General features: G+C 68.9%; 24 protein-coding genes. 12 read left to right on the forward strand and 12 right to left on the reverse strand.

All coding sequences use genetic code 11. From position 1 onward, the window contains the following. From galT to AC5RUH_RS10660, 3 genes are all read right to left on the reverse strand, one after another. Positions 1–1162 (reverse strand): galactose-1-phosphate uridylyltransferase (gene galT / locus AC5RUH_RS10650; RefSeq protein WP_494128581.1); only part of this gene is annotated, 1162 nt, incomplete at its 3' end. A gap of 76 nt (positions 1163–1238) precedes the next feature. Then, on the reverse strand, positions 1239–1616 hold the full coding sequence (locus AC5RUH_RS10655; RefSeq protein WP_494001568.1) for a TraR/DksA family transcriptional regulator: 378 nt from the start codon (positions 1614–1616) through the stop codon (positions 1239–1241). 198 nt (positions 1617–1814) lie between these two features. Then, the gene (locus tag AC5RUH_RS10660; RefSeq protein ID WP_494128557.1) at positions 1815–3332 is read right to left on the reverse strand and encodes a SulP family inorganic anion transporter; all 1518 of its coding nucleotides are present in this window, start codon (positions 3330–3332) and stop codon (positions 1815–1817) included. A gap of 170 nt (positions 3333–3502) precedes the next feature. Here AC5RUH_RS10660 and AC5RUH_RS10665 point away from each other — a divergent pair, with 170 nt between their 5' ends. From AC5RUH_RS10665 to AC5RUH_RS10675, 3 genes are all read left to right on the forward strand, one after another. Then, complete coding sequence (locus tag AC5RUH_RS10665; RefSeq protein WP_494128558.1) at positions 3503–3895, forward strand: MerR family transcriptional regulator; 393 nt, start codon at positions 3503–3505, stop codon at positions 3893–3895. Positions 3896–3977: 82 nt separating this feature from the next. Beyond that, the gene (locus AC5RUH_RS10670) at positions 3978–5549 is read left to right on the forward strand and encodes an FAD-dependent monooxygenase (RefSeq protein WP_494128559.1); all 1572 of its coding nucleotides are present in this window, start codon (positions 3978–3980) and stop codon (positions 5547–5549) included. A gap of 54 nt (positions 5550–5603) precedes the next feature. After that, positions 5604–5942, forward strand: coding sequence for a GYD domain-containing protein (locus AC5RUH_RS10675; RefSeq protein WP_494001572.1), 339 nt, complete (start codon positions 5604–5606; stop codon positions 5940–5942). On the opposite strand, the gene AC5RUH_RS10680 is transcribed toward AC5RUH_RS10675, so the two are convergent. Further along, complete coding sequence (locus AC5RUH_RS10680; RefSeq protein ID WP_494128560.1) at positions 5926–6930, reverse strand: universal stress protein; 1005 nt, start codon at positions 6928–6930, stop codon at positions 5926–5928. The two genes, AC5RUH_RS10675 and AC5RUH_RS10680, sit on opposite strands and share 17 nt — an antisense overlap. A 180-nt stretch (positions 6931–7110) precedes the next feature. On the opposite strand from AC5RUH_RS10680, the gene AC5RUH_RS10685 reads away from it, so the two are divergent. From AC5RUH_RS10685 to AC5RUH_RS10695, 3 genes are all read left to right on the forward strand, one after another. After that, positions 7111–7776: a TetR/AcrR family transcriptional regulator gene (locus tag AC5RUH_RS10685; protein WP_494014474.1), complete on the forward strand. Its 666-nt coding sequence runs from the start codon at positions 7111–7113 to the stop codon at positions 7774–7776. A gap of 77 nt (positions 7777–7853) precedes the next feature. Continuing rightward, entirely contained in the window at positions 7854–8768 is a 915-nt protein-coding gene (locus tag AC5RUH_RS10690) for an ABC transporter ATP-binding protein (RefSeq protein ID WP_494128561.1), read from the forward strand. Beyond that, positions 8765–10411: an ABC transporter permease gene (locus AC5RUH_RS10695; RefSeq protein ID WP_494128562.1), complete on the forward strand. Its 1647-nt coding sequence runs from the start codon at positions 8765–8767 to the stop codon at positions 10409–10411. Before AC5RUH_RS10690 ends, AC5RUH_RS10695 begins: the two co-directional genes overlap by 4 nt. Before the next feature lie 92 nt (positions 10412–10503). On the opposite strand, the gene nhaA is transcribed toward AC5RUH_RS10695, so the two are convergent. Together nhaA and AC5RUH_RS10705 are read right to left on the reverse strand one after the other, a co-directional pair. Continuing rightward, positions 10504–11847 carry a Na+/H+ antiporter NhaA gene (gene nhaA, locus AC5RUH_RS10700; RefSeq protein ID WP_494128563.1) on the reverse strand — a complete coding sequence of 448 codons (1344 nt, stop codon included), beginning with the start codon at positions 11845–11847 and terminating at the stop codon, positions 10504–10506. A 122-nt stretch (positions 11848–11969) separates the two neighbouring features. Continuing rightward, entirely contained in the window at positions 11970–12377 is a 408-nt protein-coding gene (locus AC5RUH_RS10705; protein ID WP_494026152.1) for a hypothetical protein, read from the reverse strand. Positions 12378–12751: 374 nt separating this feature from the next. Here AC5RUH_RS10705 and AC5RUH_RS10710 point away from each other — a divergent pair, with 374 nt between their 5' ends. Then, positions 12752–14356 carry a stealth conserved region 3 domain-containing protein gene (locus AC5RUH_RS10710; RefSeq protein WP_494128582.1) on the forward strand — a complete coding sequence of 535 codons (1605 nt, stop codon included), beginning with the start codon at positions 12752–12754 and terminating at the stop codon, positions 14354–14356. A gap of 87 nt (positions 14357–14443) precedes the next feature. Here AC5RUH_RS10710 and AC5RUH_RS10715 read toward each other — a convergent pair whose 3' ends face one another. Further along, complete coding sequence (locus AC5RUH_RS10715) at positions 14444–15358, reverse strand: phosphodiesterase (RefSeq protein WP_494128583.1); 915 nt, start codon at positions 15356–15358, stop codon at positions 14444–14446. A 113-nt stretch (positions 15359–15471) separates the two neighbouring features. Further along, positions 15472–16131, reverse strand: coding sequence for a pentapeptide repeat-containing protein (locus AC5RUH_RS10720; protein ID WP_494014479.1), 660 nt, complete (start codon positions 16129–16131; stop codon positions 15472–15474). A gap of 127 nt (positions 16132–16258) precedes the next feature. On the opposite strand from AC5RUH_RS10720, the gene AC5RUH_RS10725 reads away from it, so the two are divergent. From AC5RUH_RS10725 to AC5RUH_RS10735, 3 genes are all read left to right on the forward strand, one after another. Continuing rightward, positions 16259–17275 (forward strand): NAD-dependent epimerase/dehydratase family protein, encoded by a 1017-nt coding sequence (locus AC5RUH_RS10725; RefSeq protein WP_494128564.1) that lies wholly within the window; start codon positions 16259–16261, stop codon positions 17273–17275. A 10-nt stretch (positions 17276–17285) separates the two neighbouring features. Beyond that, entirely contained in the window at positions 17286–18113 is an 828-nt protein-coding gene (locus AC5RUH_RS10730) for an alpha/beta fold hydrolase (RefSeq protein ID WP_494109842.1), read from the forward strand. Positions 18114–18517: 404 nt separating this feature from the next. After that, positions 18518–19243, forward strand: coding sequence for a FadR/GntR family transcriptional regulator (locus tag AC5RUH_RS10735; protein ID WP_494128565.1), 726 nt, complete (start codon positions 18518–18520; stop codon positions 19241–19243). 102 nt (positions 19244–19345) lie between these two features. On the opposite strand, the gene AC5RUH_RS10740 is transcribed toward AC5RUH_RS10735, so the two are convergent. The 4 genes from AC5RUH_RS10740 to AC5RUH_RS10755 form a co-directional block, all read right to left on the reverse strand. Further along, complete coding sequence (locus tag AC5RUH_RS10740) at positions 19346–20401, reverse strand: L-idonate 5-dehydrogenase (RefSeq protein ID WP_494128566.1); 1056 nt, start codon at positions 20399–20401, stop codon at positions 19346–19348. Between the two features lie 48 nt (positions 20402–20449). After that, positions 20450–21223 carry an SDR family NAD(P)-dependent oxidoreductase gene (locus AC5RUH_RS10745; RefSeq protein WP_494128567.1) on the reverse strand — a complete coding sequence of 258 codons (774 nt, stop codon included), beginning with the start codon at positions 21221–21223 and terminating at the stop codon, positions 20450–20452. A 60-nt stretch (positions 21224–21283) separates the two neighbouring features. Further along, a complete protein-coding gene (locus AC5RUH_RS10750; protein WP_494073505.1) occupies positions 21284–22690 on the reverse strand; it encodes a GntP family permease in 1407 nt (468 codons plus the stop codon). An 88-nt stretch (positions 22691–22778) separates the two neighbouring features. Then, entirely contained in the window at positions 22779–23309 is a 531-nt protein-coding gene (locus AC5RUH_RS10755) for a gluconokinase (RefSeq protein ID WP_494023554.1), read from the reverse strand. 262 nt (positions 23310–23571) lie between these two features. Between AC5RUH_RS10755 and AC5RUH_RS10760 the strand changes: the two genes are divergently transcribed. Together AC5RUH_RS10760 and AC5RUH_RS10765 are read left to right on the forward strand one after the other, a co-directional pair. Beyond that, positions 23572–23850: a DUF3040 domain-containing protein gene (locus AC5RUH_RS10760; RefSeq protein ID WP_494001589.1), complete on the forward strand. Its 279-nt coding sequence runs from the start codon at positions 23572–23574 to the stop codon at positions 23848–23850. 207 nt (positions 23851–24057) lie between these two features. Continuing rightward, a complete protein-coding gene (locus AC5RUH_RS10765; protein WP_494128584.1) occupies positions 24058–25728 on the forward strand; it encodes a thiamine pyrophosphate-dependent enzyme in 1671 nt (556 codons plus the stop codon). Positions 25729–25772: the final 44 nt, after the last annotated feature.

Here is a 25772-nt window from a genome sequence, read left to right on the forward strand (position 1 = left end):
CGCCCCCGCCGGCGGCCCGAGTCCCTTCGTCCGCCGCGCGTGTCCCGCCCGGGCCGCCGCTGCCGGCACCCGGTATGCGGCCAGGATCCGCCTCCCGCAGCGCGGCGGCCACCTGCTCCGGCAGGGTGTCGTTGATGAAGGCGCCCATCGCTGCCTCGGAGCCCGCAAGGTACTTCAGCTTGTCGGCGGCCCGTCGCGGCGAGGTCAGCTGCAGGTGCAGGTAGCCCGCTTCCCGCAGCGCCCGGGCGACCGGCGCCTGGTGCCAGGCGGCGATGTACGGGGTCGGGCTGTCGTAGAGCGCGTCGAACCGGCCCAGCAGCTGCGGGTACAGCACCGCCAGTTCGTCCCGCTCCGCGCCCGTGAGCCCGGCGAGATCCGCGATCTGCCGGTGCGGCACCAGGTGCACCTCCAGCGGCCAGCGCGCGGCGAACGGCACGTAGGCGCTGAAGTGTTCGCCTTCGAGAACCATCCGGGAGCCGTCGGAGCGCTCATGGCCGAGCACCGCCCCGGTCAGCGTCTGCCGCCCGCCGGTGGCCTCGAAGTGTTTCCGGGCCGCCGCCGCCATGACCGCCCCGCGCGGGGGCAGGTAGGAGTAGGCGTAGATCTGACCGTGCGGATGGTGCAGCGTCACGCCGATCTGGGCGCCGCGGTTTTCGAAGCAGAAGACCTGGGCAATCCCGTCCGTCGCGCTGAGCGCCGCGGTCCGGTGCGCCCACGCGTCGATCACGGTGCGCACGCGGCGGGTGTCCAGCCCGGCGAACGAACCGGTGTGCGCCGAGGTGAAGGAGACCACCTCGCAGCGCCCGCCGGCGGTGTAGGCGCGGCCCCACTCCGGGTCCTCGGGCGTTGCCAGCAGGTCCGGCCCGAGCGACGGAAACCGGTTCTCGAACACGGCCACGTCATAGTCGGCCGCCGGGATTTCGGAGGCGTAGTCCGGCGTGCTCGGGCACAGCGGGCACGCGTCCGCCGGCGGCAGGTAGGTGCGGGTCTGCCGGTGCGCGGCCAGCGCCACCCACTCTCCCGTCAGCACGTCGTAGCGCAGCTCCCCCACCGGCGGCCGTTCCGGCAGGTCCCGGGTGTCCCGCGAATCCCGCGGAACCGGCCGCGCGCCGTCGTCGAAAAACAGCAACTCCCGGCCGTCCGCCAAACGGGTCGCGGTCACCGCGGTGACCGGGTCTCCTCCCGGAACAACGACGGCGGTGCCCGCCCCGGGCTGGGCACGATCCACGGTGCTTCGCTCAGGCACGGCGCCGCTTCGCCGCACAGGTCACGCAAAATTGTGCTTCCGGCCGGATCTCCAGGCGTTCGCGCGGGATGGGGTTGCCGCACGAGGCGCACGTCCCGTAGGTGCCGGCCGCGAGCCGGGCCCGGGCGGCGGCGATGTCCGCCAGCGCCTTTTCCGTGCTGGCCAGCAACGCCACTTCGCGCGCGCGTTCCAGCGTGGCCGTGGAGCCCTCGGGGTCGTGTTCGTCGTCGGCCGGGACGTCCCGGGTCGCCGCGGTGACCTCGGCAATGTCGACCGTGAGGCGCTCCACCTGGGCGCGGTCTGACGCCTCGCGGGCATCCAGCAGCGCGGCGAAGTGCTCCACATCGTCGTGGGTCAAGCTCTCGCTCATCTGTGCCTCCCGTCGGCCGGACGGTCCGGCAGGTCCGGACCAAGGTGCCCCTAGAATACGCCGTTGCCGCGGTACATGGGGTGGACGCCTGTCACGGGACGCTCCCCGCCGCGGCGGCGGTCAGGTCAGCCGGTGGCGGCCCCGGGTCAGCCGGTCAGCCGTTGAGCTTGCCGGCCAGCCGGTCAGCCGGTCAGCCGGTCAGCCGTTGAGCTTGCCGGCCATCCGCTCCCGCATGGCCACACTGGCCGAGTTCAGCCCGATGATCCGCACGTCCTTGCCGTGGGCGCGGTACTTCTCGGTGATCGCGTCCAGTGCCGCCACGGTTGAGGCGTCCCATAGGTGTGAGGCGTGCATGTCGATGACGACCTTGTGCGGGTCCAGTGCGTACTGGAACTGGGTGTAGAGGTCGTTCGAGGACGCGAAGAACAGCTCGCCGTCGACCACGTAGGTGGCCGTCTCCTCGCCGTTCAGTTCCAGCACCGTCCGCTCGACGGTCACCAGGTGCGATACCCGGTTGGCGAACAGCACCATGGCAGTCAGCACGCCGAGCCCGACGCCGATGGCCAGGTTGTTCGTGGCGACGGTGGCGATGACGGTGACGAGCATGACCGCGGTCTCGCTCTTCGGCATCATCTTCAGGGTCGAGGGTTTGATGCTGTGCCAGTCGAACGTCGCCCAGGACACGAAGACCATCACGGCCACCAGGGCCGCCATCGGGATCAGCGCCACGATGTCGCCGAGGACCACCACGAGGATGAGCAGGAACAGGCCGGCGAGAAAGGTGGAGAGGCGGGTGCGGGCTCCGGAGGCCTTCACGTTGATCATGGTCTGGCCGATCATCGCGCAGCCGCCCATGCCCCCGAAGAAGCCGGTGATGATGTTCGCCGCGCCCTGGCCCCAGGACTCGCGGGTCTTGTTGGAGCGGGTGTCCGTGACGTCGTCGACCAGCTTGGCCGTCATCAGCGATTCGAGCAGCCCCACGAACGCCATCGCCAAGGCATACGGGAAGATGACCTTCAGGGTTTCCAGGGTCAGCGGTACTGCCGGGAAGAACAGCGCGGGCAGGCTGTCCGGCAGCTCGCCCTTGTCGCCCACGGTCGGCACCGCAACCGAGGCGAACACCGTGATCAGCGTCAGCACCACGATGGCGACCAAGGGCGCGGGAACCGCGTTGGTCAGCTTCGGAAGACCGAAAACAATCGCCAGCGCCAGCGCGGTCAGCGGGTACACCAGCCACGGAACGCCCAGCAGTTCAGGCACCTGCGCCATGAAGATCAGGATGGCCAGCGCGTTGACGAACCCCACCATCACCTGCCGCGGAATGAACCGCATCAGCTTGGCGACGCCAAGCACCGCCAGCAGCACCTGGAACACGCCGGCCAGGATGACCGCCGCCACCAGGTAGTCGAGGCCGTGGCTTTCCACCAGCGGGGCAATCACCAGCGCCACCGCGCCGGTGGCAGCTGAAATCATCGCCGGACGCCCGCCCAGGAACGCGATCGAGACAGCCATGGTGAAGGAGGCGAACAGCCCGACGCGCGGGTCCACCCCGGCGATGATGGAGAACGCGATGGCCTCGGGGATCAGGGCCAGCGCGACTACCAACCCGCCGAGCACTTCCGTTTTCAGCAGCCGCGGCGACTTGAGAGTGCGCAGCACAGACTGGCGCTCCTCGGGGGTCAGCTCAGGCCGGGCAGCGGCGGTTGTCGTGGGCATGGGGGCTCCATTCGCATCCTGAAGGCGGCAGGCCTTCGCGTACATCTAAAGTCTGGGGGCGCGGCGATGCGCGGGGAAGTAGTCGACGGACAAGAACGTCGATATCGGTTACAACCCTAACCTAACGTAAGGGTAGAGTTGTAACCGGGTGACCACGGGAGGGATGGACCATGAGCAAGGCCAAAAGTACCGCGTCGGGCACGCGCACGATGCACATCGGCGAACTCGCGGAGGCCACAGGCCTGTCGCTGCGGACCATCCGCCACTACGACGACATCGGGCTGCTGCCGGCCACCACGCGCACCGAGGGCGGCTTCCGGGTCTATACCCAGTCGGATCTGGACCGTTTGCTGATCATCCGCTCCATGAAACCGCTTGGCTTCACGCTGGAGGAGATGGCCGAGCTCCTGGACATCATCGACGTTTTAGCCGACGGCGCCGTCCATCCAGCCGAACGCAAACTCTTGCAGGACTACATCGGGCGCGCCGACGAAAAACGCAACAAGCTCGCCCTGAACCTGACCCGGGCGGACGAGTTCATCAGCGACCTGCGCGGGCGGTGACCGCCGGTCCCGCCCGTTCGGCCCCCTCCCCCCTGCCGCTGCTCCCGGGCCAGCGGTAACCTCGAAAGGAGGAGGTACCGCCATGGCAGCCGAACTCCAAACCGATGTGCTGATCGTCGGGGCAGGTCCCACCGGGCTGATGCTCGCCAACTGGCTGGCGAAGCTGGGCGTCGACCACATCATCGCGGACGGCAAGTCGGGCCCCACGAGGGAATCCCGGGCCCTCGGGGTGCAGGCGCGCAGCATGGAAATCTACGACCAGCTGGGCGTCGCCGACACCGTCATGGCCGAAGGCGTCCTCGCCGAAGCGGTGGTCATCGGGTTCGGCACGAAGCCGCGCGGCAGGGTCCCGCTGGGCCGGATGGGCCGCGGGATCACGCCCTTCCCGGGCATCATGTTCTACGAACAAAGCAAGAACGAGGAGCTGCTGCTCAAGAACCTGCACGCGCTCGGCGGCGAGGTGCTGTGGGAGTGCCGCGTTGCCGCCCTGGACGTCGCGGGCGGCAGCCACCCGGACCACCCCGTCACGGCGCAGCTGACGGGCCCGGCTGGCAAGGCGACGGTCCGCGCCCGCTACTGCGTGGGAACGGACGGCGCCTCGTCGACCGTGCGGACCAGCCGCGGCATCGGGTTTGAGGGCTCCACCAGTCCGCACACCTTCTTCGTCAACGACGCCACCGAGGTCCGGGGCCTCTTCGGCGACGTGGTCAATATCCGCGCGGGCGTGGACGAGTTCCTGCTGGCCTTTCCCATGAGCGGGCCGGACCACCTCCGGCTGATCGGCGTGGTCCGTGATCCCGAAGGCGGCTTCCAGGGGCGGGACGACGACGGCGGGGCGGACGTCTCCGAGGAGTCCCTCCGGGAGCGCCTGGTTCAGAAGTTCGGCGTCCGCTACGGCGCCTCGAACTGGTTCTCCACCTACCGCGTGCATCACCGGATCGCCGCCCGGTTCCGCGACGGCCCGGTCTTCCTCGCCGGGGATGCGGCCCACGTCCATTCCCCCGTGGGTGCGCAGGGCATGAACACCGGCCTGCAGGACGCCCACAACCTGGCCTTTAAGTTCGCCGATGTCCTCGCCGGCCGGGCCGCGGACTCCTACCTGGACCGATACGAGGCCGAACGGCGGCCGGTGGCGGTGCGGCTGCTCCAAAGCACGGACCGGGTGTTCGCCTTCATCACGTCGACGGCGCCGTGGGCGCTCGCCGCCCGGAGGTCGGTGCTGCCGTTCCTCATTCCCGTGGCGGCGCGAGTGGTGCCGCGGTCCTCCGGTGCCTCCCGAGTGTTCGGTTATCTATCGCAGACCCGGATCCATTACTGGATGGCCCCGGGCGCCAAGGAAGCGGCCCGCGGTCGGCGGGGCCGCGTCGTGGGACGGCGGCTGCCGTACACCGGCAGCAACTTCGACGTCCTGCGCAGCCTTCAGTGGCAGGTGCACTCGTACGGCGACCCGGGCGCCGTCGTCGTCAATCATGTGGAGGCAGCGCTGGGGCTGCCGATGCACGTGCTGCCGCGCAACGGGAACAAGAAGCTCGATCCGGACCAGCTGTATCTGGTGCGCCCCGACGGGTTCGTGGCGGCGCAGTCCCTGCCCAGCCATGCCGTGGCCACGTTTACCCAGGCGCTGCGGCGGGGACGCCGTTCCGCCAAGGTGTAAGCCAACGCCTGCTCCGCGCCCATCCGGGGCCGGACACGTTCGGAAGGAAAGCCGATGGTGCTGTATCTCTCGAAGTTCAGCTACACCCCGGAGACCTGGGCCAGGATGATCAACAACCCGGAGGACCGGGGGAAGGCGGCCAAGGCCTACATCGAATCCGTTGGCGGGAAATTGCACGGCTTCTGGTACGCCTTCGGCGCGCACGACGGCTACAGCGTGTGGGAGGCCCCGAATAACGTCTCCATGGCCGCCGTCGCCCTGGCCATCAGCGGAGGCGGTGCGCTGAGCTCCTTCGAAACAACCGTGCTGATGACCATCGACGAGACCATCGACGCCCTGCGCATGGCCGGCGAAGTCCGTTACCGGGCTCCCGGCGTCACGGGGTCCGGCTGACGACCACACCCTTGGGCACCACCATCATGGGGCAGAGGCCGTGGTGCAGCACCGCTTGGCTGACCGAGCCCAGCAACAGGCCCGGAAATCCGCCATGGCCGCGCGTCCCCAACACCATCAGCTGGGCCGTGCGGGTGGCGTGGACCAGGACTTCGGCAGGTTTGGACAGATAGAAGTTCCAGCTCGCATCCAGGTCCGGGTAGCTGCCGCGGACCTCCCGCAGCGGGCCGTCCAGCTCCGCGGCGACCTCCTCGCGGAACCGGTGGGCACCCTCGGCGTGGTCCAGCCAGACCGAATCGCGGTAGAAAGGCGCCCGGGACGAAAGCATCCGCAGCGGGACGGAGCGGCGGTTGGCTATCTCGGCCGCCGCCCACAGGGCGGGATTCGCACTCCCCGACTGGTCGATGCCGACCACCACCTGCCCCGCGTAGCTGAACTTTTCGGAGGCATCCGGCGGATGCAGCCCCCGGTCCGACCCCTCCCGCGGCGACGGCAGCAGCCAGGGCACCGGTCCGCCGGGCAGTTCGGCCGCGGCATCCGGGGAGAGTTCGGCGGCCGTCGCGCCCGGTTTCCAGCGCTGCGGCACCACCACCGTGGGGCAGGCGGCGTGGGCCGCCAGGCCCGAGGAGACACTGCCCAGCAGCCGTCCCGCAAAGCCGCCGCGGCCGCGCTTGCCCACCACCGCCAGTCCGGCGGAAGCAGATTCGTCCACCAGCACTTCGCTCGGGTCCCCGGCCACCACGTGCCCTTCGGCCTGGAGCCCCAACGCTCCGGCGCGGTCAAGCGCCGCCTGCAGCACCCCTTCCCCGCCGCGCCGGGCGGTGGCCAGATACTGGTGGTCCACCTGCGGATCGTCCACGCCCGCGGTTGAGACGACGGTGACCAGCCGCACCGGCCATCCGCGGGACTGGGCCTCGAACAACCCCCAGTCCAGCGCCCGGGCGCTGGTTTCCGAGCCGTCGAATCCCACCAGGACGACCTCTTCCATGCCTTCCACCCTAGGGGACGGCCGCGCGGCTGAGTAGGGGCAGCGGGTTCCGACGGCGGCCGGGCGCGAGGCGGGCGCCGGGCAGGAGGACGGGCGGGCGGCCAGCGTACGGAAAAGCCGGGCGGCGAACGCCTCAAGAAACCATTGCCGTCGGCTGAACACAGGTTTAGACTGCTGAACATGCGTTCAGCAGCGCCGCCGCAGGCTGCCGCACCTAGTGATCTCACCGCCCGTGCCCGGGTCCGGGACACCGCCGTCGTACTGTTCGGCAGCCGGGGTTTCCGGGTGGGTGTCCGCGCCATTGCTGACGCGGCAGGGGTCAGCCCGGCGCTGATCCTGCACCATTTCGGTTCCAAAGACGGTCTGCGGACGGCCTGCGACGAGTACGTGTTGGCCAAAATCGGCGCCTACAAGCAGCAGGCAGTCCACTCCGGCTCGCCGACTGAACTGCTGGCGGCCATGGCGGAGCTGGAGGAAACGGCGCCGCTGGTCGGCTACGCCTTGCGGAGCCTCCAGTCCGGCGGCGAGCTGGCCCAGTCCTTCATCGAGCACTTCGCCGCCGACGCCGAGGCTTGGCTGGCCCAAGGCGTCGCCGCCGGCACCATCCACCCGTCCGTCGACGAGCAGGCGCGCGCCCGCTATCTGACCATTCAGGGATTCGGTGCCATGCTGCTGGACCTGACGCTTCACCCGCCGGAGGATCCCACCGATTTTTCCGCCATCATGCGCGGCTACCTGGACCGGCACGGCCTGGCCAACGTGGAACTCTACACGCAGGGCTTGATGACCACCCGCGACCTGCTCGACGCCTACCTGATGTATGTGACGGACCCGCCCGGTTCCTGACCCGCCGCGTCTCTGTCCCGTCCGCGCCCCGCGCACCCTAGTTCCTTCCATATTCCGCCCCGAAGCAGGTGGTTTCCATGTCTGAAGTAATCGACCTGAACCAAGTGGACAAGGCCTTCGGCTCCGTCCGCGCCCTGGACCGGCTCAACCTGGTGCTGGAACCCGGCGAGGTCCACGGCTTCCTCGGCCCCAACGGCGCCGGCAAGTCCACCACCATCCGCATCATTCTCGGCCTGTTGAAGGCCGACGCCGGAACCGTCCGGCTCTTCGGCGAGGACCCATGGTCGCGCGCGGTGCCCCTGCACCGCCGGCTGGCCTACGTTCCCGGTGACGTCAGCCTCTGGCCCAAGCTCACCGGCGGGGAGGCGATCGACCTGTTTGCCAGCCTCCGCGGCGGGATCGACCGCAGGCTCAAGGCCGAACTGTTGGAACGCTTCCAGCTGGATCCCACCAAGAAGACTCGCTCCTATTCCAAGGGCAACCGGCAGAAGGTCGCGCTCGTCGCCGCCTTGGCCAGTGACGTCGAGCTTCTGGTGTTGGACGAGCCGACGTCCGGACTGGACCCGCTGATGGAACTGGAATTCCAGCAGTGCATCCGCGAGTCCAGGCACGCCGGCAAGACAGTGCTGCTCTCCAGCCACATCCTGGCCGAGGTGGAAGCCTTGTGCGACAAGGTCACCATCATCCGGGCCGGCCGCGCTGTCCAAACCGGTTCGCTCGCGGAACTGAGACACCTGCGGCGCACCGCCGTCGTCGTGGTGGCAGACGGCGATGCCACCGCGGTGGGCAGCCTTACCGGCGTACACGACCTCCGGCGCGACAACGGGCGCGTGCACTTCACCGTTGACGAAGCCGCGCTGCCGGCCGCGTTGTCGGCCCTGCTCCCGCTGGGTGTCCGCAGCCTGACCAGCACGCCTCCGACGCTGGAGGAACTGTTCGTTCACCAGTACGGCCCCGATGGGCGGGCCGCGGCCGAAAGCGGCAGGTCATGAGCACCGCTACCGCGGCGCCGGGGATCTCCCGTGCGCGCAGCCCACGGAATCAGGCGCTGGCCGGGACCGGCCGGCTTCTCCGCCTGGCGCTGCGGGTGGACCGGGTGCGGATCCTGGTCTGGGCGCTGGCCATCGGCGGGTTCATCAGCTACTTCGCGTTGGTGCTGCCCCAGGTCTACGGCGACCAGGCGGCATGGCAGAGCCGGGCGGCGATCATGCAGGACCCGTCCGGCGCCCTGCTGGCCGGCCCGGGGTACGGCCTGGAGAACTACGGCCTGGGCCCGATGCTGGCCAACGAAGTGCTGGGGATGCTGGCGGTGGCCACCGCGTTGATGTCCATCTTCTCGGTAATCCGGCACACCCGGGCCAACGAAGAAGCCGGACGTGCCGAGCTCATCCTGGCCGGGCCGGTGGGACGACGCGCACCGCTGACCGCCGCGCTGGCGGTCATGCTGCTCACCAACCTGGCGGTGGCAGCGGCCCTGTTCGCGGCACTGGTGGCCAACGGTCTCGCGGCACTCGATTCCCTGGCGATGGCGGCCGGAGCGGCGTTGGTCGGGGTCGTCTTCGGCGCAGTGGCGGCGCTGACCGCGCAGCTGAGCGAACATGCGCGGACGGCCAGCGGCATGGCCGGGGCGCTGCTGGGGCTGGCGTACATCCTCCGCGGCATCGGCGACGCCCAGGCGCTGGGCGGCACCGCGTTGTCGTGGCTCTCCCCCATCGGTTGGGTCCAGCAGGCGCGGGCCTATGTCGAGCTGCGCTGGTGGCCCTTGCTGCTGTGTCTGGCGCTCGCGGCACTGCTGGTGCCGGCCGCGTATCTGCTGCAGGGCCGGCGCGACCTGGCCGCTGGGCTGGTGCCCGCTCGCCGGGGCCGCGCCAATGCCACGCCGCTGCTGGTGCGGCTGCCGGGGCTGTTCCTTCGGTTGGAGCGCGGCAGCATCGTCAGCTGGTCGCTCGGCCTGTTCGTCTTCGCCGTGCTGACCGGGTCTCTGGCCCAGGCGGTGGTGGACAGTTACGAGTCACAGCCGCAGCTGGCCGCGGTGCTGGGCCTGGACGACAGCTCCGACTTCCTCCGTACGGCCCTGGCCGCGTTCCTGAAGTATTTCGCCATGGCCGTGGCCGTGTTCGCCGTGGTCTCCATGGGCAGGCTCGGCAAGGAAGAAGCCGACGGCCGAACCGGGGCCGTGCTCGCCGCCTCGGTGGGGCGGGCGCACTGGGTCCTGAGCGCGCTGCTGGTCACCGCGCTGGCCTCGGCGCTGATGCTCGTTGTCTCCGGGTTGGGCCTGGCCCTGGGTGCGCTCTCGGTGGTTGGCGACGGTTCGGTGATCGCGGAATTCGCTCCCGCCGGGCTGGCCTTCCTGCCCTTGATCCTCTGTTTCGCCGGGGCCGGCGCCCTAGCCTACGGGCTGCACGGCGGTACCTGGTGGGTCTGGATCCTGCTGATTACTGCCCTGCTGGTGGGCATGTACGGGCCGGTGCTCAACCTGCCGGAGGCGGTGCTGGACGCCGAGCCGTTCGGACTGGTCCCGCGGGTTCCGGCCGCGGACGTGGACGTGCTGCCGCTGGCCTGGATGTCGGCGGTCGCCCTGCTGCTCACCGTCGGCGGGATGCTGGCTTTCCGGCGCCGTGACCTGGAGGCCTGACAGCGCTCGGAGCAGCGGCCCCCGGGCCGGTGTTGCCATGCCGGCGCGGCAGCGGACGGAAGCCGCGCCGGCGGGGCCGAGAGCCGGTGCGGCTAGGCCCTGCCGTCCTGGTAGACGTCCGGAATGCCGTCGTTGTCGGCGTCGACCTGTTCTTCGGCCTCGATGCGCCGGTAGTGCCGGTTGCGGGCGCGCAGCACCACCGATGCCAGCAGCGCGGCCAGCAAGGACGCCGCGAGGATGGCCACCTTGGCGTGGTCATTGGCCGGCGTGCCAAGCCCGAAGCTCAGCTCGGCCACCAGCAGGGAGACGGTGAAGCCGATGCCGGCCAGCATGGCGATGCCCAACAGGTCGACCCACTTCATCGACGTGTCCAGCTCCGCCCGGGTCAGCTTGGTCATCAGCCACGTGGTGCCGAGGATGCCGATCGGCTTGCCGATCACCAGGCCCGCGATGACGCCGACCGCCACCGGATCGCCGAGGGCGGAGGTAAATCCATCAACCCCGCCCACGGCGACACCCGCGGAGAAGAACGCGAAGACCGGGACCGCGAAGCCGGCGGAAACGGGCCGGAGCCGGTGTTCGAAGATTTCGGCGAGCCCCGGACCCGCTTTCGGTCCGCCGCTGGCCTTGCTGCGCAGTACCGGGACGGTGAAACCGAGCACCACGCCGGCGATGGTGGCGTGGATGCCGGAGGCATGGACCAGGGCCCAGGCCACGATGCCGACGGGCAGCAGGACCGCCCACAACGCCGCGTGATGCTTCCCGAAGAAGCTGCGGAACTTCTGGGCGAGGAAGGCGTAGAGCGCGATGGGGACCAGGGCCAGCAGCAGGGCCGGGACGTGAATTTCACTGGTGTAGACGAACGCAATGATGGCGATGGCGATGAGGTCGTCCACCACGGCCAGCGTCAGCAGGAAAATCCGCAGCGCGCTGGGCAAATGCGAGCCGATGACGGCCAGGACCGCTACCGCGAAGGCAATGTCCGTCGCCGTCGGGATGGCCCAGCCGCGGATGGTTTCCGGACTGCCCCAGTTGATGGCTGCGTAGATGACGGCGGGAACCACCACTCCGCCAACGGCGGCCGCGACCGGCACCATGGCCTTCCGGGGGCTGCTGAGGTCCCCCGCGACGAACTCGCGTTTGAGCTCCAGCCCCACCAGGAAGAAGAACACCGCCAACAGCCCGTCGGCGGCCCACGCCCCCAGGCTCAGCTCCAGGTGCCAGGGCTCGTAGCCGACGGTGAAGTCGCGCAGGGCGAAGTAGCTGTCTGCCGCGGGCGAGTTGGCCCAGATCAGGGCGACGACGGCGGCGGCCACCAGCAGGGCTCCGCCGACGGTTTCCTTGCGCAGGATTTCGCCGATTCGCAGCGCTTCGGCATAACTTCCGCGTCCCAAAACCTTGGGCCTGGCGGATGATTCGGGGGTCTTGGCGGCCATGGCGGGTCCTCAAAGGGTCGACGACAGAACTGCCGACCAGACTTCCCGGCGCACCGGATTCCACCCTACCCGGGCACGCGGCGAGCGCCAAAGCCGGGCGGCGAGCATCACGGCCGGCCCGGCTAGCCCCCGGCCAGGACCATCGCCAACAATCCGACGACGGCAGAGAGCACGCCGACGGCGGTGAGGATCTTGCCCAGCAGCAAGACGATCCGGCCCGGCCGCTCCGGCTCCGAGACCTGCCAGCGGTCCGGCCGCCGTGCGTCGTAGAAGACCAGCACGTCCGACCCGGCGGCTACATCGGAGCCCGTCCCGGTCGGGAAGACGCCCTCCAGGAATCCATGCCGGGTGTCGAACCAGCGCACACCGCGGCGCCGGCCGTCGTCAAACGCGACTCCGTCGGCGCGGTGCCACCGGGTTCCGGCCAGGCGGAGCACAGCGGCCACGAAGAGCAACAGCAGTCCCGGGATCAGGGCAGCCCACGTCAGCACTTCGGACACCAGTCCGATCGACGCGGCAAGATCCGGCATGCTCAGATCGTATGACACCTTGGGTATGCGGCGGAGAAAATGCTGCTGAACGTTGCACGGCCGTCAACCCCGACGTCCCGACTGGCAAACGTGTTGGGCGCGGACCGTCGTCGTCGTTCCGGGGATCATCACGCCGACTGCCGGGTTTCGGGGCGGCACCGGGGTAATTTTTCGCCGGCCGGGCACGTCCAGACGCAGCGGGAGGGCCAAACTGCATGTACCGTCAAAGGAGTGGCCTGCCGCGGTCGATCCGCTGCGGGCTTATCCTGTGGCGGCAGCGTCTGTAACGCCCGCCCGCCCACGCCTACCATGGGTGACAGCAGCCCCTTTTCGGGTTGGCGCCACTATGTTTTCGGAGGTTTTTTGTGACCAGCATGCCTGCAGTGCAGGACGCGTTCTACGCCGAGCCCGAACCCGACCGCGCACCCGAGTCGACGGTCGAAATCGCCTCGCCCGCCGCCGTCGTCCGCCTCACGGAGCGCCCCGACGTGGTCATGGTCAAGGGCGGTTACGCACTGGTCAACACCACCCTGACGCCGCACCAGGCGATGGTGGAGGACCTGCTGTTTGTCCGCAGGACGCTGGACGAGGCGCAGATTCCCTACCTGCTGGTGCGTGGCAACGATGCCCGCCCGGTGGTGGCGGTGAACTGGGAGAAGCGCGACGAGCTGCGCGCGGCGCTGGTGGCCGCCTGCGCCGACGAGCCGTTCTACTCGCTGACGGTGGACGCGAACAAAAAAACCGCACGGCTGGTGGCCGACGGCGAGCTCGCCGAGGGCGACCGGTCGCGCGCGTTCCGGTTGTACCGCCCGCGGATCGAGCCGACCGGCGGGCTGCGGTACGGCCAGGGCACGGGTGTGCAGGTGGAGCTGTGGCGCTGGGAGAACGACCTGATCCACCTGCCGATTGAAAACTCGCTGACGCGCCGCACGCTGCCGGCCGCGGAGGCGGTGCGCGGCGAAGTTGAACGCTACGGGCACCGCTGGCCCACCATCGAGAACATGTTCGCCGACCACGCCACGGACATCGACTTCGACATCGACATCGTCTTCTCCTGGGTGGACGGGAACAATCCGGAGTACCGCCGCTACCGGAACAGTTTCATGGAGCACGCCGTGGTGGGCGAGGGCGACGACGCCGAGGCGCGCTTCCGCCAGATCGACGAACTGCGGTACGCGCTGCGTTCGGTCTACATGTTCGCGCCCTGGATCCGGCGCATCTTCATCTGCACGGACTCGCCGCTGCCGGCGTGGCTGGACGCGGAGCACCCGGACATCCGCGTGGTGCGCAGCGAGCAGCATTTCCGCGATCCGTCGGTGCTGCCGGTGTTCAACTCGCAGGCGATCGAGGCGCAGCTGCAGCACATCGACGGCCTGGGCGAGCACTTCCTGTACTCGAATGACGACATGTTCTTCGGCCGGCCGGTGGGGCCGGACATGTTCTTCTCCCCCGGCGGCATCACCAAGTTCGTGGAGGCGGACACCCGGATCGGACTCGGCGACAACCACCTGGACCGGTCCGGTTTCGAGAATGCCGCCCGGGTGAACCGCAGGCTGCTGCACGACCGTTTCGGCAGGATCACCACCCGGCACCTGGAGCACTGCGCCGCGCCGCTGCGCAAATCCGTGCTGCTGGAGATGGAGGAAGAATTCGCCGAGGAGTTCAAGACGACGGCCGCGAGCCGCTTCCGGGCCAAGGACAACATCTCGGTGACCAACTCGCTCTACCACTACTACGCGCTGCTGACCGGCCGCGCGGTGACCAATCCCGGCGCCAAGGTCAAGTACGTGGACACCACCATGTATGCGGGCCTGAAGCAGCTGGAAAAGCTGCTGCAGAAGCGAAACAGGGACTTCTTCTGCCTCAACGACGGCAGCTTCCCGGAGGTCCCGGCCGAGGAACGCCAGCGCGTGGTCACGGACTTCCTGGCCCGCTACTTCCCGCTCCGCGCGCCGTGGGAGAAACCGCCGGCGGCGTAGTCTTCCGGTTGGCGCAGCTTCTTCGGCGGCGCAGTTTCCCTGGCTAGCAAAGTTTCCCCGGTTTCCCCGGTGGCGGGGTTTCCCCGGCTAGTGGTGTGCCGGCATCCGGCCCGGGCTCACGGCGTCGGGAATGACGACGGCGGCGGCCTCGAGCAGCTGCCGGGTCTGCTCCGCGCTGACCTGGCGGCCCACCGGCAGGCCGCCGCGCGCCGGAACCACCGAATGGACCACGGTCTCCTCGTAGACATGGATCATGTTGTAAGCCTGCGCGGCATCGCGGCCGCGGGTGCTGCCCGCGTCGGCGGCCAGATCCTGGGTGTAACAGGTGGCGGAGGCGACAGACACCGGGATCCCGGCCACGGTGCCCGTGGTGGAATAGTGCAGGTGTCCGGCGATGATCGACTTCACGTCACTGCCGCGCAGCACCTCGGCCAGTTCGGCCTGGCCGCGCAGTTCCACCAGCACGGACAGGTCCTGCACGCTCGGCAGCGGCGGGTGGTGCATGGCCAGGATGGTCCCGTGCGGTGCGGGTTTGGCCAACTCGTGGGCCAGCCACTGCAGCTGCTCGTCCTCCAGCCGGCCGTAGTGCGCCCCCGGCACGGTTGAATCCAGGGTCACCACGCGCAGTCCGTTGACGTCGTATACCCGGTCCAGCGGCTCGGAGCCGCCGGGTTCGTCCAGGAGCATGGTCTTCAGCCCGGCACGGTCGTCGTGGTTGCCCATCGCCCAGATCACCTGGGCTCCCAGCCGGACGGCTGCCGGTTCGACGATCCGGCGGAGCCTGCCATAGGCTTCCGGTTCGCCCTTGTCCGCCAGATCGCCGGTGAATACCAGGGCTTCGGGGCGGGATCCGGAGTCTTCCAGATCCTCGAAGATCTGCTCCAGCCTGGCTTCGCTGTCCACAGCCCCGTAGAGCCGGCCGTCGCCGCCCACCAAGTGGGTGTCGCTGATGTGAAGTAAGAAATGGTTCGGCCGTGGATGCTCGGCCTGACGGAAGTCCATCATCTACCTTCTGTTGTTCGCCGGACGCCTGCTGTCCAGTCCACTACAGACCATCCAAACAGAAAAAAGCTGAACTGTGGATTAATTCGGCCCGGCAGTTACGTATATTGCGGCTAACTTTTCTCCACGATCCCGAAATGGGCGGCGAACAGCGGAGCGAGCTCGCCGATCTGGGTGGAGGTCATGGCCGCCCCGCGCAGGCCTTCCAGCCCGGCCAGTTCCCGGATGTCCAGGCCACGCAGGTCAACGTGCGCCAGCTTCGCCCCGGTCAGGTCGAGCCTGCGGACCCGGCTGTCTTTAAAGGCCACCCGGCGACCGGTCGCGCCGCCCAGATCGAGTTCGTCCAGGATGCAGCCGGCAAACGCGACGTCCTGAAGTTCCGCTCCGCGCAGGTTCACATACCCAAGCTTGCAGTTGCGGAACTCCACCGATTCCCACTCGGATTCGTAGACTTCGGCCGACCCGAGGCGGGAGCCGTCGATCACCACCCGGCGGAAGCGTGAGCGCGGCGCACTGAAGTCCGGCGCATTCAACCGCTCGAATGTTACGTCCACGAAACCGGCAGAACGCAGGTCCGCCCCGTCTGCGGAAACATCCAGGAATGCGCATTCCGTGAAGGAGGCACCGGCCAGCCGCCGGCCGTCCAGTTCCACACCGGCAAACAGCTTGCCGGCCACGCGGGCCTCGGGAATCAACGCCGCTACCTGCCCGGGTAACAGTTCCCCCACGTCCGGGGCGTCGAGGCGCGGCGTGAAGTCGTCGGGTTTAGCCATCTACGGAGCATAGCCACAGTTCCGGACATGGGCCGCCCCGGCCCAAAGGCGGTTGGGCACCAATTTGGGGCGGTTCTCCCTGCTGTGCGCGAACACCCCGTGCGCATCCGCCCCGGGACGGTGTTCCATGGGCAGCATGCATCTACTCGTCCTGGGCGGCACGGCCTGGTTGGGACAGGCAATCGCTGCCGCGGCGCTGCGCCGCGGCCACCGGGTCACCTGCCTGACCCGTGGAACGTCCGGGTCCGCTCCGGCCGGCGCCCGACTGGTGCGCGCGGACCGGGAAGCTCCGGACTGTCTGGACACCGTCGCGGGCCAGCACTGGGACGCCGTGCTCGATGTCTCCCGCCAGCCCGGCCAGGTCCGCCGTGCCGTGGCGGCGCTGGCCGGCACGGCGGAGCACTTTGTTTTCGTGTCTTCCTGCAGCGTCTACGCCGACCACCACACCCCGGGCGCCGACGAAACTTACCCGTTGCTGCCGCCCCTGGCCTCGGACGTGATGACGGCTCCGGACGTCTACGGCGAGGCGAAGGTCGCCTGCGAGCAGGCGGTGCAAGGCGCCTTTGGCCCCGACCGCAGCCTGATCGTCCGCCCGGGCCTCATCGCCGGTCCCGGCGACACCACCGACCGCACCGGCTACTGGCCCCTGCGCTTCGCCCGGCCGGTGGCCGACGACGGCGCCGTCCTGGTCCCCGATGCGCCCGGGTTGGACGCCCAGGTCATCGACGTCCGGGACCTCGCCGACTGGCTCATCGCCGCGGCCGAACAGCGGTTGGCCGGCGAGTTCAACGCGGTGGGCGACGCGTTTCCGTTGACCGAGCATCTGGAAATGGCGCGCCGGGTCGCGGACCACGCCGGTCCGGTCCTGTCCCTGGGCCAGGAGGAACTGGCAGCGGCCGGCATCAACCCCTGGGCCGGCGAGCGGTCCTTGCCGCTCTGGCTTCCGCTGCCCGATTTCGCCGGCTTCTCCTCCCGCAGCAACGCGGCCGCCAAGGCAGCCGGTCTGGCGTTGCGTCCGCTGCGGGACACGTTGGCCGACACGCTGGTGTGGGAGCTGGCGACCGGCGCCGACCGTCCCCGCAAAGCCGGCCTGGCGCCGGACGACGAGCGCCGGCTGCTGGCCATCGCGCACGCGGGGTCCTGAGGATCCGGCCATGGAGCCCCGCCAGCGGTTCGCTCGTCTCGGCAATGGACTCCGCTTTGCCTATGCCGAGGCCGGCTCCCCCGGCGGCACCCCGGTTCTGCTGGTTCCGGGCTACGGGGACTCCTGGCGGTTTTGGGTCCCGCTCTTGGACCGGTTACCGGCGTCGCTCCGGCTGATAGCGCTCAGCCCCCGCGGCCACGGCGATTCGGACAAGCCCGCCACGGGCTACCGGTTACACGATTTCAGCAACGACCTCGGCGATTTCCTGGACGCCCTGGCCATCCCACGGGCCGTGATCGCCGGGCACTCCAGCGGCGGCTATGTCGCACGGCGTTTCGCCGTCGACCAGCCCGCACGGGTCCGGGCCCTCATGCTCATCGGCTCTCCGCTGAGCCTCTACAAGCGCCGGCCGCCCTTTGCCCCGACCATCGAGGCGTTCCGCGATCCCATCGACCCCGCCGACGTCCGCGCCTTCGTGGAGTCCTTCACTCTGCTGGCTGACCCCGGCGAGGCCGTCCGACAGGCGGTGCTGGCGGACGCGCTCAAGATCCCCGCCCGCGTCTGGCAGCAAACGCTGGCCGGGCTCGCCGAGGCGACTCCCCCGCCACCGGAGGCCGTCAGGGCCCCGACCCTCGTGGTGTGGGGCGACGACGACGACCTGCTAGCCCCTGCCGAGCAGAATGTGCTGGCCGATGCCATCCCTTCCGCCCGGCGCAACCACTACCCCCGGGCGGGGCACACGGTCCTCTGGGACGCCCCCGACCGTGTCGCCGGGGACTTGCTGACCCTCGTCACGGACGGCGGGAAAATCCTTGAGGCGCCCGGGACACAGTTGTAGCGTGGCAGGCAGCAGTCCTACCGCACCGCTGCCCAAGGAGGCACGCCGTGACCATTCCACCGCCGCCGGAGCCGGCACACGATCCGAACGAGCCGGGACCCAGGCACCCGTTCCCGCCGGAGCCGAATCCGGATCCCTTCGCGCCGCCCACGCCCGAACGGCCCGAGCCCAGTCCGGATCCCAATGCGCCGCCCACTCCCGAACGGCCCGGGCCGCCCCCGGACCCGGGGCCGCAGCCGCTTCCGCCGCAACCGCAGCCCGGCCCGTTCCCCGATCCGGGGCCGATCCTGCCGCCGAGAAGGCCCTGACCTTCTGCCGGTTCGCGTCGGCATCGCCCTGCAACACAGCCGGTGTGCGCATCCGGCCCCATAGAATGAACGCGTGACCGCTACCCTTTCGCTCGCATGAGTTCGCGCCTGCACAGCCTCGTCATCGAGACGCTTGGCAAGCGCATCGTCTCCGGCGAGCTGGCGGCCGGCTCCACCGCGCATGCCGAGCAGTTCGAGGCCGAGCTCGGCGTCTCCCGTTCCGTGCTGCGCGAGGCCGTGCGCGTGCTGCAGTCGCTGGGGCTGGTCGAGTCCGTCAAGCGCATCGGCATCCGTGTACTGCCGCCGGAGCAGTGGAACAAGTTCGACCCCTCGGTGATCCGCTGGCGCCTGGCCGGGGACGGCAAGGGCGTCCAGCTGCGCTCGCTGACCGAGCTGCGCTCCGCCGTCGAACCGGCCGCCGCCGAGCTGGCCGCGCAGCATTCGCCGCAAGAGACAGCGGCGGAGCTCATGGCCGTCGCCGCAAAGATGCGGGCGGTGGGACGGGCCGGCGACCTGCAGCAGTTCCTGGAGCTGGACATCCACTACCACACGCTGGTGCTGGCGGCCTCCGGCAACGAAATGTTCGCGCAGATGCACTCGATGATCGCCGAAGTGCTCCGCGGCCGCACCGATTACGGGCTGATGCCCGCGCACCCGCACGAAGAAGCGCTGCAATTGCACGTCGACGTCGCGGACGCCATCCAGTCCGGCCGCCCGGAAGCGGCCCGAGCGGCCATGGACCAGATCATGCGGCGGACCGTGGAAGAAGTGCGCAGCGTCTGGGAGTCCGAGCCCCGGCTGTTCGACGCCCCCGGCACCTAGACCTGCCTTTCCCGGATCAACTATTCAGCAGGCGCCCTTCCCGTGTGCGAGAAGGGCGGCTGCTGAATAGTAGATTCCGGGCGCGGACCGACCGCCCGGCGGCTACTCCGCGTCGCTGAACCGCAGCAGCACCTTGCCGCTCTGCGACGAGTCCCGCGCCATGCCGAACGCCTCCAGGGCGTCGGCCGCGGCGTATTCGTGCGTCGTCACCGGGTCCGCGTAAAGGGAGCCGTCGGCCAGCGCCGCAATCACGTCATCGATCTCGTCGTTGAAGCGGAAGGAACCCACCAGTTCCAACTCCCGGGTGATGGCCAGCGAGATCAGCGCCGGCTGCTCGCCCGAGGGCAGCAGCCCCACCATCACCACGCGGCCGCCGCGGGCCGCACCGCGCACGGCCGACGCCAGACCGTGATGGTTGCCGGACGACTCCAGGCAGATGTCCGCCTCGACCCCGGCGATCGCCTCGGCATCGGTCGCCAGCAGCGTGCGGCCGGCACCCACTTCCCGGGCGATGTCCAGCGGCTTCTCGTGCATGTCGACGGCGACGATCTCGCCCGCGCCGGCCCGCTTCAGCACCGCGATGATCAGGGCGCCGATCGGGCCGCAGCCGATGACCAGCACCCGCTTGCCGGCCACGTCTCCGGCCCGCGCGACGGCATGCCAGGCCACGCTGGCCGGCTCCACCAGGGCCGCCCGCCGCAACGGCAGCTTGGCGGGCAGTTCCCGCAGCATCCGCGTCGGCAGGTTCACGTAGCGGGCGAACGCGCCTTCAGTGTGCGGGAAACGTGCGGCGCTGCCCAGGTAGGTGCAGCCCGGCGAGAGGTTCGGGCGGTCCTCCGGGTACCTGGATCCGTCGCCCGGCCCCGGCGTCGCCGGATGCACGGCGACGGCGGTGCCGGCGGCCGGTCCGCTGCCATCGGCTGCCGCCGCCGCCACGGTACCCACCACTTCGTGGCCCAGCAGCATCGGCGCCTTAAGGATGGATTCGCCGGCGGCGCCGTGCTGCCAGTAGTGCAGGTCGGACCCGCAAATGCCGCCGTAGGCGATCTCGACCACGGCTTCGTCGGGCCCCGCCGGCGCCAGGGCGACGGGTTCGACGCGCAGATCACCGGCCGCGTGGGCCACGACGCCGAGGGACTGTGTTGGGAGGGAAGTCATGGAAACTGCCTTTCGCTGGTTCTGCAAAGCTACGACGGGTCGGCGGGGTCAAACGACGGTGGTCATGCCGCCGTCGATAAACACCACCTGGCCGCTCACAAAGTTCGAGGCGTCGGAGGCCAGCCAGATGGCAGGGCCCACGATGTCCTCCACCGTGCCCCAGCGGTGCGCCGGGGTGCGGCCCAAAATCCAGGTGTTGAAGGCCTCGTCGTCCACCAGGTTCTGCGTCATCTCGGTGTGGATGTAGCCCGGGGCGATTGCGTTGATCTGCAGCCCGAGGCTGGCCCACTCGGCGGTCATCGCCCGGGTCAGGTTGCGGATGCCGCCCTTGGACGCCGTGTAGGGGGCGATGGTCGGACGGGCCAGGTCGGTCTGGACGGACGCGATGTTGATGATCTTCCCGGCGCCGCGTTCGATCATGTGCCGTGCGGCCTCGCGCCCCACCAGGAACGCGCTCGTCAGGTTGGTCCGCAGCACGCGCTCCCAGTCGTCGACGTCCAGGTCCAGCATCGGCACCCGGTGCTGGACGCCGGCGTTGTTGACCAGCACCCACAGGGGGCCCACTTCGCGCTCGACCCAGGCCACGCCGTCGGCCGCCGCCTGGGCGTCGGTGACGTCGAAGGCCCGGGCGTGGATCCGGTCTGCGCCGAACTCCGCGGCCAGCTCCGCGCGGGTGCCTTCCAGCCGTTCCTCATCCAGTCCGTTGAGCACCACGACGGCGCCCGCGGCGGCGAGCCCGCGGGCGATCGCCTTGCCGATCCCGCGGCTGGAACCGGTCACCAGCGCCACCCGCGAGGAAATGTCGAACATGTTCACAGTCATTACTCTCCAAATGCGGACGGGACGGCCGCAGCCGCCCCGTCCATGTTGCCCAAGGTTGTACTAGAAAGAGGTGGCGATCAGGTAGATGGCCAGTGCGAGGACAAAGCCGACGATGCCCACCAGCGCCTGGCCCACCGTCCAGGTCTTCAGCGTTGTCTTGGTGTCCATCTGGAAGAACCGGCTGACCAGCCAGAAGCCCGAGTCGTTCACGTGGCCGGCGAACACCGAGCCGGCGGCCAGCGCCAGCACGATGGCGGCCAGTTCCACCGGGTTGAAGTCCGGGTTGCCCATGACGACCGGCTGGACCAGCGCGGCCGCGGTGGTCAGCGCGACCGTCGCGGAGCCCTGGGCCACGCGGACGACGGCGGCAATCACGAAGCCGGCGACGATGATCGGCAGCCCGATCGCGTCCAGCGAGCTGGCGATGGCGTTGCCGATGCCGCTCGAGCGCAGCACGCCGCCGAACATTCCGCCGGCGCCGGTGATCAGGATAATCGAGCAGACCGGGCCCAGGGCACTGTCCACCACGGTTTCCACGAGGCTGTGCTTCTTGCCCTGGCGGTGGCCCAGCAGCCACATGGCCAGGAGCACGGTGATCAGCAGGGCGATCGGGGTTTCACCGAGCGTCCGCAAAACCTGCACCCAGGTGTCCTCCAGCGAGACAACCTCGGCGGTGGCGAGCATGTTCAGGCCGGTGTTGAGGAAGATCAGCAGCAGCGGCAGCAGCAGCAGGAAGAAGATGGTGCCCAGCTTCGGGGCGGAGCGGAATTCGTTCTCCACCGAGCCCTTCGGGGCATCGAGGATGTCCGGCACGGCGATGTTGAACCGGCGGCCCAGGAAGTGGCCGAACAGGTAGCCCACCAGGTACCAGGTCGGGATGGCAATGACGAGGCCGAGGATCAGGACCAGCCCGACGTCGGCGCCCAGCAGGCCGGTGGCGGCCACGGGACCGGGGTGCGGCGGCACGAAGATGTGCATGACGGAGAAGGCGGTGGCTGCGGGGAACGCATAAGTGAGCAGCGATCCCCCGAGGCGTCGTGCCACGGTGAAGATGATCGGCAGCATGACCACGAGGCCCGCGTCGAAGAAGATCGGGAAACCGAACAGCAGCGACGCCACGGACAGCGCAAGCGGCGCGCGCTTCTCGCCGAACTTGTTGATCAACGCCTGCGTCATGACGTCCGCACCGCCGGAGACCTCCAGCATGCGGCCGAGCATGGCGCCCAGGCCGACCAGCAGGGCCACGCTGGCCAAGGTTCCGCCGAAGCCGCCCAACAGCGTCGGCATAATGTCTGCGGCCGGAATGCCGGTGGCCACCGCGGTGAGCACGCTGACAATAATCAGCGACAGGAAAGCGTGCACGCGGAACCGCATGATCAGCACCAGCAGCAGCGCGATGGCTGCTACGGCGACCAGCAGGAGTCCCGCCGTGCCCAACGTCCAGTTGAGCTCGAGTTCGGTCATCATTGTCCTTCGTTGTATCGGACGGTCGCCCAACGGGTTATCGGGTCAACCGTTTCAGTTATTTGGCTCAGTTGTTTCCCGCCTGCCGGCGCTAGCTTCCCGCCGGGTGGGCCGGGTCCTGCAGGTAGTGCTCCACCAGCACCGCGATCCGCTCGGGGGAATCGGTGACGGAGACCTCAAGGCCTGCCTCGTCGTCGCCGAGCGGTTCCAGCGTCTGGAACTGCGAATCCAGCAGTGTCGGGGGCATGTATTCGTGGTCGCGCCCGCTGATCCGCTCGGCAATCAGTTCCTGGCTGCCGGTGAGGTGAATGAACCGGGTCTGCGGCGCGAAGGAGCGGATGAGGTCGCGGTAGCTGCGCTTCAGCGCCGAGCATGCGACGACGGCGGTGGTTCCCTCGGCCAGTTTTTCTGCCATGACCTTGCCGATGGCGCTCAGCCAGGGGTGGCGGTCGGCGTCCGTCAACGGCTGGCCGGAGGCCATCTTTTCCTTGTTCGCCGCGCTGTGCAGGTCATCGCCGTCGATGAACTCAAGGCCGAGGTGCCGGGCGACCGCGCTGCCCACCGTGGATTTTCCGCATCCTTGGACGCCCATGACCACCAGCGGGGGATATTGCAGGGACATGGGCAGAACTCCTCAGACGCATCATTACATCTGATTTGGTGACCAATCTCTCGTCAATAAATCAGATTTATCCGGATCAAAGTACCACCGGCGGAGAGGCTCCGGCAAAACCGCAACCTTCCGTCGTCGACGGCGGCGATAACGAATCGGCCCTCGCTTGGCCCCGGCCCATACCCCCGGCGGGCATCCCGAGACTACATTTGTCTTATACGGTGTCCGGCGCGGCACCGGCTGCGGTGCCGCGGAGCCCGAGGAGGTCGGAATGTCTCTATCGGATGACGAACGGCAGCGCCTGGACAGGCTGGGGCAGCAACTGCAGAACGACGACCCGCGCTTGGCCCGCTCCCTGTCGGCCCGCGGCGTGCTGGTCTTCGGCCACGTCGTCGGGGCGGCGACCCTGCTGGCCCTGGCCGGCGCGCTCCTGCTGTTCATCGGCATAGCGGGGAATGCGCTGGTTCTGGCCATGCTGGGCCTCATCTGCCTCGCCGCGGGCGCCATCCGCGGTTGCGCCGATTTCGTGTCCCGCCACCGGCGCGGGTGAGAGCTGCCGCAGCAGCCACCTCGGCCTGGAGAATGCGAACCACGTCACTTTCGTTACCTCGCCATGTCACAGGGACGGTGCCCTAACACACCCCTTGATGTACTTTTGCTCAAGCGCGTTCATCGGGAACCGTGCACCCGCACGAGAAGAATGCCGCGGACGAGTTCGATTCAAAGGTGAAAGAGGTCTCCTGTGACACAGGATCAGATGGAAGCGGTCGCAGTCGCAGCGCAGCAGCAGCAACCGGTCCGCAAATCGGCAGGGCACATTATTGTCGATTCATTGATGGCGCACGGCGTCGAACGCACGTACGTGGTTCCCGGCGAGAGCTACCTGGAAGTGTTGGACGGGCTCCACACTTCCAGCATCGACACCATCGTCTGCCGCCATGAGGGCGGCGCGGCCTACATGGCCGAGACGGACGGAAAGATGAACCAGCGGCCCGGCATCGCCATGGTCACCCGCGGGCCCGGCGCGGCCAACGCACACGTTGGCCTCCACACCGCCTGGCAGGACTCCACGCCCATGGTGCTGTTCGTGGGCCTGATCCCCTTCGAGCATCGTGACCGCGAAGCCTTCCAGGAATTCGACATCAAATCCTGGTTCGACACCGGCGCCAAACGGGTCATGGTGCTGGACCACCCCGAGCGGGCCTCGGAAATCGTCGCCGAGGCCATGTTTGCCGCCATGAGCGGGCGGCCTGGACCCGTCGTCGTCGGTCTTCCCGAAGACGTCATCCGCGAAGAAGTGGACGCCACGCTGCACCCGGTCATCCCGGTGGCGCAGGGCGGCATGACGGTCACGGACTGGAAGGCGCTCAAGACCGCGCTGAAGGACGCCGAAAAGCCGCTGTTCGTCGTCGGCGGCAATGACTGGACCCAGGAAGGGTCCAGCGCACTCACGACGTGGCTCGAAGAGCACAACATCGCGGCGGCCGTCGAATGGCGCTGCGAGGGCACCATCCCCTTCGACTCCCCCTCCTACGTGGGCCCGATTGGCTACGGCCGGCCGAAGCCCACCTACGACCTGCTCGAGGAAACCGACCTGCTGGTCTTCGTCGGCACCGTCCCGGGCGATGTCATCACCGACGGCTTCCTGGTCCGGCAGGACTGGTCGAAGAAGAACTTCCTGGTCACCATCGACCCGTCGCTGCGGGGCCGCTCCGGCCCCGTCTCCTACCAGATCGTGGCCAAGCCTGATGTCTTTGTCCGCGACCTGGTCATGATGGACCTGCCGGTGAAGGAAGAGTGGAAAGACTTCACCCAGCGCATGCGCGGCGAGCAGGTCAAGTTCGCCGCCCTGCCGCCGGCCGAGCCCGGCGAGGGGCCCGCCCGGATGGACACCTTGATGGCCAATCTGGTCGCGGGCTTGCCGCGCGACGCCATGGTCACCCTCGGAGCCGGCGAGCACACCAACTGGGCGCACCGCTACTTCCCCACGCACGACTACGGCTCCATGCTGTCGGCCCGCAACGGTTCCATGGGATACTCCGTCCCCTCGGCCATCGCCGCCTCGCTGGCCCACCCGGGACGGCGCGTGGTGACCATCGCCGGCGACGGCGAGTTCCTGATGAACGGGCAGGAACTGGCGACCGCCGCCCAGTACGGTGCCACTCCGCTGGTCATCGTCATGGACAACCAGGAATACGGCACCATCCGCACCCACCAGGAACGCTGGTACCCCGAGCGCATCTCCGGCACCCAGCTGAAGAATCCCGACTTCGCCCTGATGGCCCAGGCCTTCGGCGGCTTCGGGGTGAAGGTCGAGAAGGATGCGGACGTTCCCGCCGCCCTCGAAGCTGCCCTTAAGGCCATCGACGAGGACAAGACCTTCGCCCTGATCCACTTGGTGGTCGAACAGCGGGTCAAGGCCTACTGACACCCGTCAGCCGGTCGCAGGCGGGTGGCCGGGGCGTAATGCCC

Source organism: Arthrobacter sp. Y3223166 (assembly GCF_059090935.1).

Excerpts from the sequence above, each read along its gene's own strand:
- AC5RUH_RS10675 (WP_494001572.1), top strand. The coding sequence starts at position 5,604 with ATGGTGCTGTATCTCTCGAAGTTCAGCTACACCCCGGAGACCTGGGCC.
- AC5RUH_RS10690 (WP_494128561.1), top strand. The coding sequence starts at position 7,854 with ATGTCTGAAGTAATCGACCTGAACCAAGTGGACAAGGCCTTCGGCTCC.
- AC5RUH_RS10695 (WP_494128562.1), top strand. The coding sequence starts at position 8,765 with ATGAGCACCGCTACCGCGGCGCCGGGGATCTCCCGTGCGCGCAGCCCA.
- AC5RUH_RS10680 (WP_494128560.1), bottom strand. The coding sequence starts at position 6,930 with ATGGAAGAGGTCGTCCTGGTGGGATTCGACGGCTCGGAAACCAGCGCC.
- AC5RUH_RS10745 (WP_494128567.1), bottom strand. The coding sequence starts at position 21,223 with ATGACTGTGAACATGTTCGACATTTCCTCGCGGGTGGCGCTGGTGACC.
- AC5RUH_RS10665 (WP_494128558.1), top strand. The coding sequence starts at position 3,503 with ATGAGCAAGGCCAAAAGTACCGCGTCGGGCACGCGCACGATGCACATC.
- AC5RUH_RS10740 (WP_494128566.1), bottom strand. The coding sequence starts at position 20,401 with ATGACTTCCCTCCCAACACAGTCCCTCGGCGTCGTGGCCCACGCGGCC.
- AC5RUH_RS10720 (WP_494014479.1), bottom strand. The coding sequence starts at position 16,131 with ATGGCTAAACCCGACGACTTCACGCCGCGCCTCGACGCCCCGGACGTG.
- AC5RUH_RS10685 (WP_494014474.1), top strand. The coding sequence starts at position 7,111 with ATGCGTTCAGCAGCGCCGCCGCAGGCTGCCGCACCTAGTGATCTCACC.
- AC5RUH_RS10705 (WP_494026152.1), bottom strand. The coding sequence starts at position 12,377 with ATGCCGGATCTTGCCGCGTCGATCGGACTGGTGTCCGAAGTGCTGACG.
- AC5RUH_RS10765 (WP_494128584.1), top strand. The coding sequence starts at position 24,058 with ATGGAAGCGGTCGCAGTCGCAGCGCAGCAGCAGCAACCGGTCCGCAAA.
- AC5RUH_RS10715 (WP_494128583.1), bottom strand. The coding sequence starts at position 15,358 with ATGGACTTCCGTCAGGCCGAGCATCCACGGCCGAACCATTTCTTACTT.
- AC5RUH_RS10750 (WP_494073505.1), bottom strand. The coding sequence starts at position 22,690 with ATGATGACCGAACTCGAGCTCAACTGGACGTTGGGCACGGCGGGACTC.
- nhaA (WP_494128563.1), bottom strand. The coding sequence starts at position 11,847 with ATGGCCGCCAAGACCCCCGAATCATCCGCCAGGCCCAAGGTTTTGGGA.
- AC5RUH_RS10760 (WP_494001589.1), top strand. The coding sequence starts at position 23,572 with ATGTCTCTATCGGATGACGAACGGCAGCGCCTGGACAGGCTGGGGCAG.
- AC5RUH_RS10725 (WP_494128564.1), top strand. The coding sequence starts at position 16,259 with ATGGGCAGCATGCATCTACTCGTCCTGGGCGGCACGGCCTGGTTGGGA.
- AC5RUH_RS10655 (WP_494001568.1), bottom strand. The coding sequence starts at position 1,616 with ATGAGCGAGAGCTTGACCCACGACGATGTGGAGCACTTCGCCGCGCTG.
- AC5RUH_RS10660 (WP_494128557.1), bottom strand. The coding sequence starts at position 3,332 with ATGCCCACGACAACCGCCGCTGCCCGGCCTGAGCTGACCCCCGAGGAG.
- AC5RUH_RS10670 (WP_494128559.1), top strand. The coding sequence starts at position 3,978 with ATGGCAGCCGAACTCCAAACCGATGTGCTGATCGTCGGGGCAGGTCCC.
- AC5RUH_RS10730 (WP_494109842.1), top strand. The coding sequence starts at position 17,286 with ATGGAGCCCCGCCAGCGGTTCGCTCGTCTCGGCAATGGACTCCGCTTT.
- AC5RUH_RS10735 (WP_494128565.1), top strand. The coding sequence starts at position 18,518 with ATGAGTTCGCGCCTGCACAGCCTCGTCATCGAGACGCTTGGCAAGCGC.
- AC5RUH_RS10755 (WP_494023554.1), bottom strand. The coding sequence starts at position 23,309 with ATGTCCCTGCAATATCCCCCGCTGGTGGTCATGGGCGTCCAAGGATGC.
- AC5RUH_RS10710 (WP_494128582.1), top strand. The coding sequence starts at position 12,752 with ATGCCTGCAGTGCAGGACGCGTTCTACGCCGAGCCCGAACCCGACCGC.